The sequence below is a fragment of the Faecalibacterium sp. I3-3-89 genome (assembly GCF_023347275.1).
Taxonomy (GTDB): Bacteria; Bacillota; Clostridia; order Oscillospirales; family Ruminococcaceae; genus Faecalibacterium; species Faecalibacterium butyricigenerans.
Genome location: NZ_CP094468.1, coordinates 2,119,850 through 2,135,943, shown reverse-complemented (window position 1 = coordinate 2,135,943; position 16,094 = coordinate 2,119,850). Strand labels below are relative to the sequence as shown.

General features: G+C 52.3%; 16 protein-coding genes. All 16 read left to right on the top strand.

The window, feature by feature from the left end; translation table 11 throughout:
- The first annotated feature begins 2 nt into the window (after positions 1 to 2).
- The 16 genes from MTP38_RS10355 (at position 3) to MTP38_RS10280 (ending at position 16,094) form a co-directional block, all read left to right on the top strand.
- Positions 3 to 623, top strand: coding sequence for a hypothetical protein (locus tag MTP38_RS10355; RefSeq protein ID WP_097838497.1), 621 nt, complete (start codon positions 3 to 5; stop codon positions 621 to 623).
- A 12-nt stretch (positions 624 to 635) separates the two neighbouring features.
- The gene (locus MTP38_RS10350) at positions 636 to 1,475 is read left to right on the top strand and encodes a DUF2262 domain-containing protein (protein WP_097838498.1); all 840 of its coding nucleotides are present in this window, start codon (positions 636 to 638) and stop codon (positions 1,473 to 1,475) included.
- Between the two features lie 13 nt (positions 1,476 to 1,488).
- Entirely contained in the window at positions 1,489 to 1,992 is a 504-nt protein-coding gene (locus MTP38_RS10345; RefSeq protein WP_097838499.1) for a DUF2004 domain-containing protein, read from the top strand.
- A gap of 36 nt (positions 1,993 to 2,028) precedes the next feature.
- On the top strand, positions 2,029 to 2,355 hold the full coding sequence (locus MTP38_RS10340) for a DUF5713 family protein (protein ID WP_249233508.1): 327 nt from the start codon (positions 2,029 to 2,031) through the stop codon (positions 2,353 to 2,355).
- 122 nt (positions 2,356 to 2,477) lie between these two features.
- Positions 2,478 to 3,122: a hypothetical protein gene (locus tag MTP38_RS10335; RefSeq protein ID WP_249233507.1), complete on the top strand. Its 645-nt coding sequence runs from the start codon at positions 2,478 to 2,480 to the stop codon at positions 3,120 to 3,122.
- 24 nt (positions 3,123 to 3,146) lie between these two features.
- Entirely contained in the window at positions 3,147 to 3,611 is a 465-nt protein-coding gene (locus tag MTP38_RS10330) for a hypothetical protein (RefSeq protein WP_025543807.1), read from the top strand.
- 19 nt (positions 3,612 to 3,630) lie between these two features.
- Positions 3,631 to 4,305 carry a hypothetical protein gene (locus MTP38_RS10325; protein ID WP_243140403.1) on the top strand — a complete coding sequence of 225 codons (675 nt, stop codon included), beginning with the start codon at positions 3,631 to 3,633 and terminating at the stop codon, positions 4,303 to 4,305.
- A gap of 23 nt (positions 4,306 to 4,328) precedes the next feature.
- Entirely contained in the window at positions 4,329 to 6,761 is a 2,433-nt protein-coding gene (locus MTP38_RS10320; RefSeq protein ID WP_156072598.1) for a DUF6892 domain-containing protein, read from the top strand.
- A gap of 11 nt (positions 6,762 to 6,772) precedes the next feature.
- Entirely contained in the window at positions 6,773 to 7,633 is an 861-nt protein-coding gene (locus MTP38_RS10315) for an NADAR family protein (RefSeq protein ID WP_249233506.1), read from the top strand.
- Between the two features lie 6 nt (positions 7,634 to 7,639).
- Positions 7,640 to 8,020, top strand: a complete 381-nt coding sequence (locus MTP38_RS10310) for a hypothetical protein (RefSeq protein WP_156072604.1) — start codon at positions 7,640 to 7,642, stop codon at positions 8,018 to 8,020.
- Positions 8,021 to 8,066: 46 nt separating this feature from the next.
- Positions 8,067 to 8,768: a hypothetical protein gene (locus tag MTP38_RS10305; protein WP_249233505.1), complete on the top strand. Its 702-nt coding sequence runs from the start codon at positions 8,067 to 8,069 to the stop codon at positions 8,766 to 8,768.
- Between the two features lie 14 nt (positions 8,769 to 8,782).
- Positions 8,783 to 9,058 (top strand): hypothetical protein, encoded by a 276-nt coding sequence (locus MTP38_RS10300; protein WP_243140404.1) that lies wholly within the window; start codon positions 8,783 to 8,785, stop codon positions 9,056 to 9,058.
- A gap of 13 nt (positions 9,059 to 9,071) precedes the next feature.
- Positions 9,072 to 9,965 carry a hypothetical protein gene (locus MTP38_RS10295; RefSeq protein WP_442900523.1) on the top strand — a complete coding sequence of 298 codons (894 nt, stop codon included), beginning with the start codon at positions 9,072 to 9,074 and terminating at the stop codon, positions 9,963 to 9,965.
- 122 nt (positions 9,966 to 10,087) lie between these two features.
- Complete coding sequence (locus tag MTP38_RS10290; protein WP_156072612.1) at positions 10,088 to 11,047, top strand: NTF2 fold immunity protein; 960 nt, start codon at positions 10,088 to 10,090, stop codon at positions 11,045 to 11,047.
- 14 nt (positions 11,048 to 11,061) lie between these two features.
- Positions 11,062 to 11,631 carry a hypothetical protein gene (locus tag MTP38_RS10285; protein WP_097777486.1) on the top strand — a complete coding sequence of 190 codons (570 nt, stop codon included), beginning with the start codon at positions 11,062 to 11,064 and terminating at the stop codon, positions 11,629 to 11,631.
- A 41-nt stretch (positions 11,632 to 11,672) separates the two neighbouring features.
- A complete protein-coding gene (locus MTP38_RS10280) occupies positions 11,673 to 16,094 on the top strand; it encodes a suppressor of fused domain protein (protein ID WP_249233504.1) in 4,422 nt (1,473 codons plus the stop codon).

Genomic DNA, 16,094 nt, shown 5'->3' with positions numbered 1-16,094 from the left:
CCATGACATCCATAGACTTTCTGAACAAGGTACATAAAAGCCTGGACTCCCAGGAATATAACCTCTCTTATTCTCCGGCCAAGTCCAAGAATTATATGCTGTACTGCAATGGTAACTTTATCGGTGGTCTGTTCGACGAGGAGTTGTGCTTCGTCTACGCCGACAGTGTGAGTGAACTGCTGGGGCAGCCGGAACCCGTCTACCACGGCTACTCCAGCACCGCCCAGCACAGGATGCTGGTGATCCCGGAGGAACATTGGGCGAAGGCGCTGAAACTTCTCTATGCCGAGAAATTTGATTGGAGCCGTTTGGTGTACGACATCACCTACACCAGCATCGGCGCGGCTGTGGTGGAGGACTTCTACGACGAGAATGTGGTATTCCTGCGCTTCTGCTTTGAAAAGGAACTGCTGAAAAAGGACCCTCTGGACCGGCAGGGCCGTATCCTGCGGATGGTCTATCTCAATCAGGATCTGACAAAAGCGGGCAAATATCTGTTCCCCAGACTGATGCAGAAGTTTCTTGTTTTTACAGATCGCAACGGAAAGACCAGTCTGGAAACCATGCTGAAACGGTGGTACACCCAGCTTGAAAAGGAATACCGCAATCATATAGAGGGATGAGGAGAATGATCTATGTTTGAAGAATTTTATGAGATGTACGAGTCCGAGGAGCAGGAAGTGGTCGCTTTGATCAATCGCTGCATTGGGGGCGGATTTAACTGGAAAGGTAACTTTTGGGAAATGACCGTTGTGACGCTGGGCATAGTGTCCTGTGACACCGGCAAGGTCAGCACCAAAGAGGAGCGACTGGATTGGCCGGTCACCGACGAGGAGCGTCACAGTGACAAGGGCTGGGGACGCTTTCAAAACGAGCAGATCTGCCGCCTGAAGATTCGCCGGATGAAAGAAGAATGGGCAAAGGATCTGGTGGTGCAGCCCTGGTGTATCTCCCAGGTGGTCAAGGCCCACGAGGACTGCCCGGAACTCCAGGCCGTTCTGGACGAGTACCACAAGCCAGTGGTGATCCAGGACCAGGTGCTGGGAGAACTGACACTGGACAAGGACTATGATACCTTCGAGGGCGAAATCCAGTGGTGCGGAAAGGATGTGAGCCTTTCTCTGGAGGTCAATGCCGAAAGCAAGCCCTCCTGGACCCGCGCCCGTAGCGCCGCCAAAAAGCTGCTGGCCGACTGTGACACCTGGGATAAGGCCATGCGGGAGCTTGCAGCCAAGAACCTGACCGAGCTGGCCAACAACTGGCTCTCCCAAGATGAGGAAAACCCCCGCAATCCGGAAACCGACCCCATCACAGAGGACGAACTTGCCCGGCGAATCAGCCTGACGAGTCTATCCGTCACCTCCGGCGGCAGCTTCACTGCCTGGTTTGACTGCGACGAGATGTTCACCGACCATGCGGTGACGGTCTACGGCTCCTTGAAAAAGGGCCTCAAAACTGCCAACATTGAGGGGTAAGGAGGATAACATTATGAAACTGAGCTGTAAACGCATTGATTTTACATATACACCCGGTGAGGAAATCTTCAACTTTCCCGAGGAATCGGGACTACCCTTTATCTTCGATGTAGAGGAAGAACTGACCGGCGATCCTGCTGTCATGGATGCGGTGGGAGAAATGCTGGATGAGGCGGAGAAATTGGCGGAGAAGGCCAAAGCCGCCATCAAAGCGGCGCTGGCAGACGAGGACAGCCGCTACCATAGCGTTGTGACATTTTTCATGGAGTTCCATCGGGACGATGTAGGCCCGGATATTGTGGCGGAACTTTTTCCGGGAACCGACCCAGCCAAACTGTCCTTTGCTGAGATGGTTGACTTTTTGAAGCTCAAGCGGTTCGGCAGTCTGGTGGATAGCGAGATGAACCAGCAAGTTTTCATTCTGGATCTGTCCTTTAACCCGGAGATTACCGACGAACTGATGGTAATCTACTTTGATTTGAACAAGGAGATTTTCTGTATCACACATGAGAGCTGAGCGTGACTGACATACACGAGGAAAGGAGCAATCCCTATGAAAGCATTTGACCCCAATTACAAGCTGCTGGACGAGATGTATCAGGACGATTACTATCCTGCTTTTCTGGTGGACAAGGTAAAGGACGAGCTTCAGAAGGTCATCGCCCTGCTGGAGAGTGGCGAAACCGACACCGAAGTGGTGCAGGAAACGCTGGACGAGGCGGTCTGCGGCATCAATGATCTCCAGGAGGAGTTTGACGAGAACGACAGCGAGATCGAAACGGTGGCCCGGGATTGTATCGGAGTTACCGTGGCCTACATTCTGGAGTGGTTCGGCATCCCGATTGACATGGAGGAGGCTATCCGAGAACGGGACTGGTGATTTTTATAAAAATAGAGTTCCCTCTTAGCACCGCAGTTTTCTGGCGCGGCGGAGAAAAGATTGATCTGAATGGACTAAAAACAGATGCGGTACGGTGTCTGTCTGTGACGGGAGAGCGGAAGGTGAATCTGTCCTTCCTGCGAGATTATCCCAATCTGGAGGAACTGACCCTAATGGAAAAATGTGAGGGTGTAGAAGTTCTCTCCGAGCTAAAGCAGCTTCGTACACTGTCCCTATGGCTGTCGGCCCCTGTTTCCTGGGACAATGTTTCTCTCCCCAGCCTGCGTGTTCTCCACCTGCGTGGGGAAAAGAATGGCGACATCACCCCACTTCTCACCAGCATTACCTATCTCCATTTGGAGGAAATGCGGAAAACGGAAGATCTCACCCCTTTCCTGACTCCGGCGACCCGGCTTCAGAAACTCTATCTCCAGTCGCTCCCCGTTGTTCAGGTTCTTCCGGAATTGGATAGGCTTCCAGCTCTTTATGCCCTGAAACTCTATGAGCTGCATAAACTCAGCGATCTGTCCGCCCTCTCTCACAGCTATCTGCGCTACTTTGCCGCCTCTCTGATTGCGGATAAACTCTCCGCCAAGGCGCTGGCAGATGCTGTGATGGCGATTCCCAATCTGGAGGCAGCCGCGCTCCAGCTGGCGGATCGCTCCGAGCGGCGCTATGGCGGTGTCCAAAAAGCCTTTGCCGCCGCTGGGAAATCCGCATTGCTGTGGGAGGAAATTAGTGTTTTGACCACATGGCTGTCGCTGTAACCTGGGGATTGGGGCAAGAATGATATGGAACAGTTTTTTGAACATTCCGATTTGGGATTGGGAGCACTGACCTTTCAGAAAGGACCAGGGACCATCCACTGCTGGACTGGAAGAATCGCAGACACAGAGATCCTGTTTTCCATTATTTTGAACACATCTGAACTCCGGTCGGCAAACCTGGATTTTATCCGTTCTGTGCTTCAAAACTGGCGGGAGTATCTTTCAAAAGCGGAGCATGAGATTCAGGCGCAGATTGGTAAAAGCCCTGAGAAGTTTGGATTGCAGCGCGCTCCATTCCCTGAAACGGAGATTCCCGCCGAGCAGCCGCAATTTCTGTTTTATGATGAGACAGAATGGGGCCTGCACTTTGAGATTTGTACCCTTCCTGTGGGGGAGCCATTTGGACTTATGGTTGAGTTTTCAGGGGATACGCCAACGGATGTATATGGCTTGTCGGAAGCGGAAGAAATAGAAGCGGACATGGAATAATATAAAGGAGCCGATCAGATTGTGTGAGAATGCGAAAATTCTTTGTCCTTACTGTTTGACGAGAGAAATTGACCCGGCACAGGCGATATGCTCTGCTTGTTATTCAAAAGAGGATAAATGGGAGCGAGGCAGTTGGAATGACCTACGCAAGCGCAAGAATGCCGATGAAATCCAGATGTTTACCATAGCCAAAAAAGTAGATGAAGCGTTCCAGATACCAGAAAATGAAGCTTATGCCTGTATAGAGAAACACGAAATGATTCAGGCTGAGGCCTTGGAACGGGAAATGGAGGCTTTTCACCGGCGGCGCATCCTTTGTATGATGGAGATATTTTCCAAGATTGATTGCGGCATCCTCTTTTCTGGCTATGTAGAACTGGATACCTATTTCAAGAATGTGTGGGATTATGCCCATCAGCGCATTGCCGCAGAACAGCTCAGAGAGGTTCAGGAGTATCTGCGGTCACAGATTCCATGGAAATCCCTATCCAGTCAGCGGATGGATCTGGGGGCAGAACTTCTCAACTTTTGGTGCGGAGAAGATGAGTTGGATTGGGGCTATTCTCAATATTTTGAGATTGCAGCAGGTAATCTCAAGCCGTTTCTTGCAATGACCTTATTCACAGAGATTCTGTGTAAGCATTTTCCAGATGTAATGTCTGCGCCAGTCAAGCGGCTGAGCAGCAAACTTTGAGGCACTAAAAAGGGGGTACTTTCATGCCAGACTGGGCACAAATCATATCCGATGCGCTGGACATTCTAAAATTTGACGGAGCCGTACAGGACACTCTGGCGGAACTTCGAGGGAAATGGGGCGCACAGGTCCCGGCGCTGCTGGATGAACGCTTTGACGCTATCGGCATCCAATATATGAAATTGCCCCATGAAAAAGGAGCGGCGGCCTTGGGGCAGGAACTCTCTGCCTTCGGCTGGGCGTTGTATAACCTGGACGATGAGGACGAGTATCTGTTTGCCTTGATCCCAGAAGAAGAACGCAACGAATGGGAACGCTACTGCAAAAAGCAGGGGCAATATTGCCACCTGATGAAACAGCAAGGGCGAAAATGGGGCGACCATGCCAAGGAGCAGGACCCTGGGAAGCTGATGCCCTGCGAGGAATACATACTTCAGGATGAGTACGATTATTTCTTCAACTCCCTGGCGGGTGATTTTGCGGCGGGCGAATGGAAAAACCAGGATGCAGAAGAATGGAAAAACGGCTGTGTGGCCGATCTGCGCCAGCGTCCACCCCAGGTGACCCGCGCCCACAGTTTGCCGCACCTTGGGTGCCTTACCTATTCCCCGGAACATGAACTATATGCTGCATCAAGGGCCGCTGGCAGCGGGACGATTGGCCGGGCATTACTGAGCAAGAATCCAGCCACGCTTAACTGGGCCGAACCGTCCCCCATTGGATATGACGGTCCACCCCAGACCCTGTGCTGGGCTGACCATTCCCTCTGGGTGGGTGATCCCACCAACGCTACACGGATTGAACTGACAGACCGGGGCGCCTGCCAGGATGTGAAAAACTGGACTCTGCCGGAAGATGGATGGAGCACCAAATACCATTGCGGCATTACGACAGACGGTCTGGGCCGGGTCTACTTTTCCAACGAGTGGTACAAGGGGCAGATTTACCGCTGGGAAAACGGCAAGGTAACAAAACACACCTTCTCTCTGGATGGATACGACCATCTCTCCGAGGCCGTTCCCGTTCCCGGCACAGGCCGCATTACCATGATCCACGCAGTCAGTGGCAAGGGGCGGATGGAAGAATGCCTGCTGGAACTGGACATGGACACCGGGCGGTGCCGCATCGCCTCCCTGCCCGGAATGGGCGAGGGGCTGAAACTACGCTGGTTTACCGGGGACTGGCTGCTGGTGCAGGGAAACGGCGAGATTCTTTCCGATGACTTTGCCCAGCTCATCAATAGGAACACCCGTGAAGTGCTGCGTATCCGTCCGGGAATGTTCGGCGGGGAGAAAATGCAGCACATTGGAATACTCACCGATGGCACAGTGGTCATCGTCACCCGGCGGGATAGGGTTGGGCCGGTATTTCGTTATCCCATCGACTTCTGGGGCTTCCTGCGGACGGCAAACAAGCCCAAAAAGCTGGAATGGCGGGAGTACAAAGAAATGTACCCGAATCTGCCCATCTTCCTACCGCCCAAGGCCACAGAGCGAAAAATCGTGCTCAAAAAAGACAGCCTGACCATTCTGGGGTCGGTATTTACGCCGCCGTTTACCCTTTCGCAGCTGGCGGAAAAGCTGGGGCCAGCCCGCATCGTCCTGCAAAATGGAACACGGAAAAGCCCCATCACAGGCCAGGAGAGTCCCTATACCCAGGCCCTTGCTTTGTGGGACGAGCTTGGACTCCAGGGCTGGTTGGATGAAGATGAACAGACCATCAAAACCATTGGCGTCCGGGTAGCTGAGCAGGGAGAGTATGCGGTCCGGCAGCCATTTGACGGGGCAGTTTGGATCGGCTCCAAAGATTATCGGGAAGCCAAATGGAAGGATTTCGCTGGCTTTGCCCATACCCTCAAATTAGGCGGCTTTACCGTTTATACCCGCTTGCCGGGTCCCGTTCCAGAGGAGCAGGCAGAGCGCAGAAAGCAGCTGGAGGCCCTCTCCGCCATGGTGCAAATCAGTTGGAAAGAGCCAGAGAAAAAGACGGCGAAAGCGCAGAAATACAAGTTATCCAAGCCGACTGAGCCAGTGCTCACCTTTACCAGCTTCAACTTCAAGCTGGCGGTCATGGAAGTCCTGATGTACGAGAAAGGCTTACTGGCTCCTAAACTGGATGCCCATAAGTTTGCCAGAGAGTATAGCCGCCGCAAAATCGACATTGACGCAGAAGGGTATGAACCCATCCCAGAGATTCGGAAGTGGCTGGAGAAATACCCGGTCCCGGCGCGGCTGGCCCCGGAGGTGACGGAGATCGAGATGGATGGCGGCAGCGAGATCTATACCCAGCTCTGTCCCTTCTGGGATGGCGAGGACGGAGCCTTTGATCTCAACACCATTACCGAGGCGGAGCTGCGCCAGTTCCCCAATCTCAAACACATTACCCTCATGTCCTCCAAGCCGGAACAGGTGCTGCCGGTTCTGGAACGGTGCGGAATTGAGGCAGAAATGTTGTGAGGTGAAACGATATGGCATTACAGAAAAAGAAAATCATGCCTCCCCCTTGGCTGGCCCACCGGGAAATCGAGCGATACTCTATTGGCTGGCGCATGGGCTATGGGGAGGATTACATATACCGATTTGGCGATTGGCTGGACACCCTCTCCCCGGATGAGCGGACAGAATACCGCACCCTCTTTCCCGAGCCGGTAACCTGGAAGGGCTGGTGGGATGACGAAGATAGCAGCGAAGTGCTGGAACATGGGGATTTCTGGGTGAATGCGTGGCAGCCGGAAGGAAGCCCTAAGTACACTCGCCAGTGGCTCCAGCAGGAATTTTCCATGGGGAGAAAGCGGGAACTGTGTCTGTTCTGGGGCCATCAGCCTGCCGAGGACGGCCAGCTGACAAAAAGCTGTCTCAGCCAGTGGTGGATGGAGGATTTCTGGTCCGTTACCAATACCTATCTTTGTATGGAGCAGTATATGATGGCAGGCAAGGCGGAACTGTTCGGCGATCAGGAGATTCGGGAGCAAATTTTGAAATGCAGCGACCCGAAACAGATCAAGGCCCTGGGCCGCAAGGTGCGGGGGTTTGACCAGAAGGTATGGGACAAGTTCAAATACGCCATTGTATTGAATGGCAACTGGTGCAAATTCAGTCAGAACCGCGACCTGCGGGATTTTCTCCTCTCCACCGGAGACAGCGTGCTGGTGGAAGCCAGCCCTTATGATAACATCTGGGGCATTCGTCTCGCAGCCAGCTCCCCGGAGGCCCGGGACCCCATAAAGTGGCGGGGACAAAACCTGCTGGGCTTTGCTCTAATGGAGGTACGGGACGAGCTGCGCCGGGTCACGCAGAATGAAATGTTGTGCGACTGGAACGCAGTCTGAGGTAAAATGATGGAATTATTTTCAAAAAGAATGACTTGGGAGCTGGACAATGATAAAGGGCTGTCCTGCCTGTTCTTTGAATGGGAGGATGGTTACTTTACACTCTCCCGCAAGACCGGCGCGGACGCACTCCGCTTGGAAATAAATGATCCAGCCAATGGCCAGTTGATTGACCCGGACTGTTTTGAATATGCCCTTGATAATACCAGTTTTCGTCTAAATATCGTGCGGAACAACCGAAAGGTTCTGCGGTATCTGGAAGAACACCACATCAATACGGAGTTGTATGGAGAAATCGTCCTTCACTACACGCCTCTCAGCAAGCCACAGCTTGAAACATTATCTGCCGTGGTTCTTAGACTGTTTTTCGGTGAACTACTTTTTTAGGCGGAAACAGAAGTGTCGTTGGCAGAAATTACGCGAGGGGATAACTATGGTTAAAATTTATCGTATTTGGTTCAATACGGAGAGAATGGACAGAGAGGATCACTACAAGATCACATTATTCAGTCGCCCTCGTGTATCTATTCATGTGGACGAGTACATTTGGAGTTTCATCGAAGAAAACATTGTGAAGCCACACAAGCTTATGCGCAGTGAGAAGCATGGGTATCTGTTGAACATTTCGTTTGACCAGTTTGACCCGGCAAAACACCGATATTTTCCGCTTTCCCCATACAACGGCTTGCTTCGGGAAGGGGTTGAGATGGACAGCGCAAACAGAAGCTATTTCCGCGAGGACTTTGCAGGCGGCAAGGATCGGACTACCTGGTTCTCTCCCAATAAAATATGGACAAACTGCGGCGACAAGGTTCTGAATGTGGACATCAAAGCTGCCAATGTGAGCGAGAATATTACCCCCAGAGAATACACAGATTTGCTTTTCGATGGAATTGGAGCGGCCTTGGTGTTCAATTTCAAAAGGCTCAAGCGCGAGGAGTTTGATGGGCTGAAGCCCAAGATTGACTGGAGCATCGTAGAAAGCTTCCCCTTTCCCGCACCCTTTGAGGAACAGCGGTACATTGGGGATGGTGGCAAAATTCATGTATATTCCTGGGATGGCCGACAGAAAAAGACTCTTGTAGGCCCCCATTCCGTGCGAGAGTTATATCTGGAGCATTTCGGAGAATCGTGAGGAGGAATTTTGCTGTGCAAAGCTGGTCCAGAATGGATTTTGGCACTGGAAAGATCATCTTTCTGGATATCACACAAAAAGAAGATATGCTGCAAGTGGAATATCCGAACGGCTTTCTGCTGGATATGGGCTGGTATCAGGACAGATACATCATTTCTATCATTCAAAATTTTGATTGGACGCATCCAGTCCAGCAGTATGAAACAGTAGAAAGGAATCAGCTCCCCAAGCTGTTGACGGAGGCGGTTCGCCTTGTGGAAAAGGAATCACAGTCTGCCGGAGCAAATTGAAAGAGGTCTTGTTATGAACGAGAATTTATTTCGACCACAATTTGATACATTGAAACTGTCCGATAAGCTCTGGCTGATGCAGACGCTGGCGACTCGTTATCATTTGACATTCAAGGAACTATACGCCTTTTCCCGCTGGGGACAAAGCTGCACCACCGGCCTATTTGAAAAAGGTGGCCGGGAGTTTGTCTTTGTCCCAGGCGATACCGTGATTCTTGGCTGGGAGAGCTTTGTCCAAGGAATGGACAAGGCCAACCAAGAGGAACTGGCGGATATTTTTGCGGAAATCGAATATGAGGGCTCTGCGGAGGAATTTCTCAGGCAGAGCATGACCCCAGTACGCCAGGTGACCATCGGCCCCATGTTCGTAGGCAGAAAACTGGAGGAGATCGGCTGGGAAAGCGTACCCATGAACGATCCCCGCATCACCGCCCGCCCCGATTGGCTGGAGAACTTGCAGAAGTTGGACAGCAAGGATGGCCGAAGCGTTGAAATCAACCAAACGGTCCGCTTTAAGCGCAATGGCGATAGCTGGCAGGCGTGGCTGTGCCATCCCATGACCTACCCAGAGTTTCGGCGATACCTGTTGTGGGATTTGACAGCCACCCTTCCCACGCCGGATGAGTGGGCCTATCTGTGCGGGGGCGGATGCCGTACCCTGTTTCCCTGGGGGGATGGGCTGGACCGCAAGATGAAACTGCACCACTTTGAAGGCCCGGAGGATCAGAGTAAGCCATACGACATGGAGCAGCCCAACTTCTTTGGCCTGTCTATTGCCTACGACCCTTATCAGCAGGAACTTGTAGACGGAAAAACATTGACCACCTGCGGTGGCGACGGAGGCTGCAATATCTGCGGCGGGTTGGGGCCTTTGCTTGGCTTTCTGCCCTGTTCCCCCTCACTGTAAACCGGAGGTTCGGGAGGATAACGAGATTCACAATGACTATGACTTTTTCCGTCCCGTTATCCGGGTGCAGACATCCGGGTGGAGAATGGTAATAGATAGAGCGCAAGAGTAAGGAGTAAACTATGGAATGGCCAAAACGGACACGAACAGCGGATTGGGAAAACGGTGTCCTAACTTTAGATGGAGAAAAGAAATTTGATATTCCGAAGCTGACCGCAGAGATCGTGGAGCGGTTGGCCGGTTACACCCTAGTGGGCTTCCATGTGAAAGGGTATCCGGTGACGGATGAACTGCTGGCCCCCTTTGCCGGGCATAAAAGCATGGTCAACTTCGGCGTGGAAAACGGCACCCTTACCGACGCCTGTTTCCCCGTTTTTTCCGCCATGCCCAAGCTGCGCATCCTGCTGCTGACCGGGAACGCCGGGATCGACGGCAGCGGCCTGTCCGCCCTGCAAGGCTGTAAGCTGGACCTGCTGACCCTTGACCACACTGGGCTGGATGATGCCGGTCTGCTCCAGGCAGCCTCCATCCCCAAGCTCTCTCATATCTGGATCGACCACACTGCTGTTACTTATGATGGACTACTGGCTGTCGCCGGCAACAACTACATCAAGCCGGTGGCCCATGTGCAATTTACCAAGGAGCAGATGGAACACTTCTCCCAGCTCCAGCGGGAAAAGGCCAAAAAGCCCGTCCAGCTGGATGAGCAGGCAGCGTCGGAATGCCGCAGTGTGTTGTCCGCTTTCTTTGCCGAAATGACAGAATGGGAGCAGTACATGGAGCAGGTTGGGTTTGAAGATGCCGAGGCTGTGCCCCGCCTGCTGGCGATCTGGGAGAAGTATGTGAGCGAAAAGCCCCGTCTGGGCTATCGGCCTCTGGCCCTCTCATACAGCGCCCAGGGCACCTACAACGGGGAAGAATTCCTTGACGCGGAGCAGATCACTAAGAATAAGCTCTACATCTACACCAGAGAGAAAAATACCAGCTTTGACCGCCGCTTTCTCATGAAGCGCGTGGGCGAGGGTTGGATGATTGACGCGGTGCAGGAGCGGCTGAACGGCTGGCAGCGGACAGGATTGTAAGGGAGGCATAATGGATGATATATAGGTTTACGGAAGTATTAAACGATCTTGTTAATTATTTTCTCCTTGGTGACATTTTGTTGCTGGAGGACTGGAAGCAGGCAAATCATCTTTCAGATGATTTAGCGATGGAGTTTACCACAAACGAAAGCGGCGACAGGGTATTTGACGAAGGAATTGTAATCCCAATGGCCGGTATTGAAAACTATCCCTATACCATATTGTTCAATCTCTCTGGTGATAGACCGGAGCTGTGCAAAGAAAGAAACCGATTGCAGCTTAGAAAAAGTGGCTATTCCCTCAAAGTAGATCATAATATGCTGATGCTTTTTACATGGCCAATATTGGAGCAGTTTACGCCTGAAAAGGTGAAAGATCTGATTTCTTACTATAGAGTGCATAAGAAGCCGATGATTGAGCTTGCAAATGGCTGGTATCATATCGAGATTTTGGGTGGAGAAACCTTGCAGGATGGGGACTATGAACCTACATTTGAGTTTGTGATACAACCAGCCACAAATGAAGAAGTCACCATAAATGCAGATATGAATTTTAGCTTTGAAATTACAAGCTCTGCTTATTAGTGAAACCTATCCCTACCGAAGATGGAAAAGGAGATTATGATATGGATTTATTGAAACAATGCCAGCAATGGTTTGAACAGGATGAAGCGCAGAAGGTAATCGACACCCTGGAAGCGATTCCTGCCGAGGAGCGCACCCCGGAACTGGACAGTGAGCTGGCCAAGGCATATATTGCCGTTGCACATATAGGAGAACGGGAGCCTTTTGAAAAGGCGCTGGAACTTCTGGCTCCCCATGAGGAGCATTTTGCCGAAGATCACTGCTGGAATTATCGGATCGCTTCCGCTTATTATTTTCTGGATGAGGAAGGTCCCGCCCTGCGTTACTTTGAAAAGGCCCTGAAAGCCCGCCCCGGAGACAAAGATACCCAGGAGTACATAGACGATTGCCGCCGTCGTTTGTCCCTGCCCCGTTTTGAAAAGAACTTCCGTGAAAGGACGCAGGAAGGATGGGCAGCCTTTTCTCAGATTGAGGCAGAACTGCGTCAAATCATAGATACGGACGAAACGCACCAGCGCGGCGAAGAACTGGTTGAAAAATGCGGGAATGCGCTCAAAACGGCCCTGCGTGATACTTCTTTTGAGCTGGGCTTCAATGGCGAAAAGTATGAATTGATCCTCAGTCCAGAGGGCCTTCGCTCCCGCCTGTTCCCGTTGGTGTACTTCCAGAAGCAGGCCCCAGAATCGGTGCTTGAGCATTGGAATATCTGGGTAGGCCGCCAGCCCTGTGAGGGGTTCGAGCTGCGGGCTGGAGAGATCGAAGTTCGGGCTGATGATGTGCAGATGTGGGCAGAGGAAACAGAGGATCATCAGGTAAGTCTGGTCCTTTACTGTGAAAAGCTGACGCCGATCTTGAAAGAGGACACAGACAAGGTCTGGTGGGCACTCTCTATGCTGGTGGATCAAACCATCGGAGAAGTTTCCGCTATCGCCTTTGTTGCTGGGTTTGATGTTTATGCTCAACCGAAAGACGAACCGGCCAAGCTGCTTTCCGAACTGCCGGAGTTGCTGCAAAGCATGGGGCTTTCTCTCTGGCGGGATGGCAGCGACTACTTGGAAAACAGTTATCTTGCCTATGAACTGGAACCGGTGGAGGACCCGGAGGCTGACTGGCGGCTGGATGTTTATACTGGAAGCTGCCGCCTGCCGGTGCTCATCAACGACTACCTGACTGCCCGCAGTGATATGGTGGATGAGTACCACAAGGATGGCATTGCCGCTGGATTCCTCCTGTACCCGCTGTCCGGTTTTACCGGTGAGGAACGAGTGAAAGCTATTCTGGATTTCCGGGATAACCTGCGGGATGCCATCCTACGGGATGCAGGAGAGGAAGCCGTGACCTTCCTGGGTGGGGCCACTGGTCTGTATTGTGGGTATCTGGATTTTATCGCCTGGGATCTGCCCGCTGTACTAACAGCGGCACAGGCATTCTTTGAGGGAAGCGACCTGCCCTATGCTCACTTCCACGCATTTCGGCGGGATGTGGGCGGTGTGCCGCTACTGGACGAGAAAGAACCGGAGCCTGATATTCATGAGGAAACTGGCTCCCTGCTTTCGACAGAGGATATTGAAATACTGGAGTCCTTTGACGAAGGAACTGCCGCTTACTTTGGGAAAATGCTCGACTGGCTGGAGAATTTTATCAAAAGCGGCGTAGAAGAAGGACGATTCAGCGAAAAACAGGCTCACCAGGATTTACAGATTGCCCTCTGGTATGCCTTTGCCTGCCTTAACCTGGACGATTACATCCACTACTACCGCGCTGCGGAATGGATGAAGGATTCGGAGAAAAACGCCACGGGCTGCGCTACCTGGTACTACCGGTATTCTGTGGCGTTGATGTATTGCGGCAGGCTGGAAGAAGCACTGGAATATGCGGAGCGGGGCGCTCTGGAGGAGCCGGACTACCCCTGGATCTGGCTCCATCTGGGCAAGCTACGGGCGCATTTTGGCGATAAATCCGGTGCGCTGGATGCCGTCAAGCAAGGATTAAAACTGGAACCGGGAGATTATGAGTTCCTGACCTTAAAAAAAGAGATCAAAGCCGGAGCTACCCTGGAACAGATGGAATATCATTGGATCAATCCCGATGCTGACCAAACGCTCCAGCGGGGACTGGACGAGAATGCGGATGATAAACAATGCGCCATAGCCTGCATTCGGGTGGACGAAGCGGGACTTGCCGAATTTTATGAACTGTTCCACCCAGAGCGGTATAGCTATAAGAAAAATTCCCCCTGCTGTGAATTCCAATACCCGGTGAAGGAACATCTTGTGGAGCTTTCCTTCCGTATGAACGAAGCTGGACTCTCCAAGATGGGAACCGACTGGCTGCGGCAGCTCAAGGAACGGCTGGACAGCGGTGAATGGCTGACCCACACCCCTGAAGGAGAACCAGAGGGCATTCTAACAGGTGTGTTTGTGGATCAGCTGCGACGCATTGGTCTTGTCTATCAACAGCCGGGAGACGATCAGTATTTTCAGATTTTCCTGAACCCGGACGGCACGAAGGCGGATGCCTTCTGGTCCTCAAGAAAAAACAGCGAGCCGGAGGTTTATTCGGAGGATGAGATGTCTGCGATAGAGCAGCACATCAAAAACACCTTTGGCGAGTTTGAGAATGTGTTCCATGAGCTGGTTTCCCCCGACATTCATGTGGACATCTGCGTTGTGCCGCCCTCTGAGGAGCGGGACTACTGCACCCTGGTCACCATGGGCATGGGCGCTCACCGGATGAATGTGCCGGAGGAACTGGCGGAATATAAGCTGGAGCGGGCGGAGCTGGCCATTGCCCTGCCTGCGGACTGGAAGCTGGATCAGGAGTCCATGAAAGACGAAAAGTGGTACTGGCCCATCCGCCTGCTGAAATCCTTGGCCCGCCTTCCCATTGCCAGCGATACCTGGCTGGGCTTTGGACATACCATGGATAACAAGGAGAACTTTGCGGAAAATACGAAGCTGTGTGCCGCCATTCTCACCGGCCCCCAAAGTACAGAGGAGGGCGGCGAGGTCTGCACCCTGCCGGGCGGCGAGGAGGTCAACTTCTATCAGGTCATTCCGCTTTATGAGGACGAGTTGGACTATAAACTGGAACATGATGTAGACGCTCTGCTGAACAAGATGAGGGGGATCAGTTTTGTTGTAAACCCCACTCGTCAGAATGCGATCACCCGTGGCACCCTTTCCAATGATAATTTTGACGGTGAGATGGACGACGCTTCCTATCACCTTGAGAGCATTGAGGAGAAGGAACTGCCTATTGACCCCATCAATGCTTATAACCACATGGCCATCTACTTGCGCTGGTGCATGGAGCACGACCTGATGGGCGAGGACTTCCTGAAAGAATACAGCGAAGTGGCCAAACAGGTCAAAGCCGACCCTGCCAGCGTGGATCTGCGGGAGTTTATCCGGGATGAGCTGGACGGCTGTCTGTTCTCTGTGCTGTTCAATCAGCAAGGCCGTGCCTTTGCAGGCTATTACTACGGAGAGGGCGACAGTCCCTACTATCCTGCCGACATTGATGACTATGCCCTGAAATATTTTGGTCCGTCCCGATACCACTCCAATGAATTTCAACAGGAGGCATACTTATTCATCCCATTTGATGAGAAATACTATCAGACCATGGCTCAAGTGATTGAGGAACGCTTTGAAAACTGGCAGGGACAGGACTTCGACGAGGACACGCTGGAGCCTTCCGAAGTGGCTCATGCCATCATGGAGTATCTGGACTGCGAGTGTACCTATTTCCCATCCATGGCAGATGATGACCCCATCATGTCGGCATACAGCTACGCCCAGCGGCTGGGGGTACGGGAGGGCTTTGTTCCCGTACTTATCCAGGCGGATGATGAAACGCTGTTGGAATGTCTGGTAATGAACGCCGACCCGGAGCATGATGCGGACTGCTATGAATTTGACCTCAAAACGGTAGAGGAGTACCGGAAGAAGATGCTCTCCGCTCCTGTTAAGGACGGAAAGGCGATTTTGGAGGAATTGACCGGCCAGCGCAAGGAAGAAGCCGAGGACGATGATCTGGACTGGGAGGAGGAAGTCCTGGGCGAGATGGAGGGCGGAGAACCCAACGACCGCTTCGCAAACTATTGGAACGATGATACCGGAATGACATATCCGCTCATTCTGGCTAAAATTCCGGTAAAGAACCCCTGGGAGATCTTCGCCTACCTGCCCTTTGGAAATTGGAATGAGTGTCCCGACACACCGGACCTGATGGCAGTGGCGAAATATTGGTTCGAGCAACATGGTGCCATCCCTGCCGCCATGAGCCACGATGAATTGGAGTTTGAACTTCCAACTCCGATCTCCAAGGAAAGAGCTATGGAGGTGGCTGTGGAGCAATATGGTTTCTGCCCAGATCTGGATCAGAATGAGGATGGAAGCATTGGCTCCTTGGCAGATGTCCTGTGGCAGTCCACCGTCTGGTATTTCTGGTGGGATTGA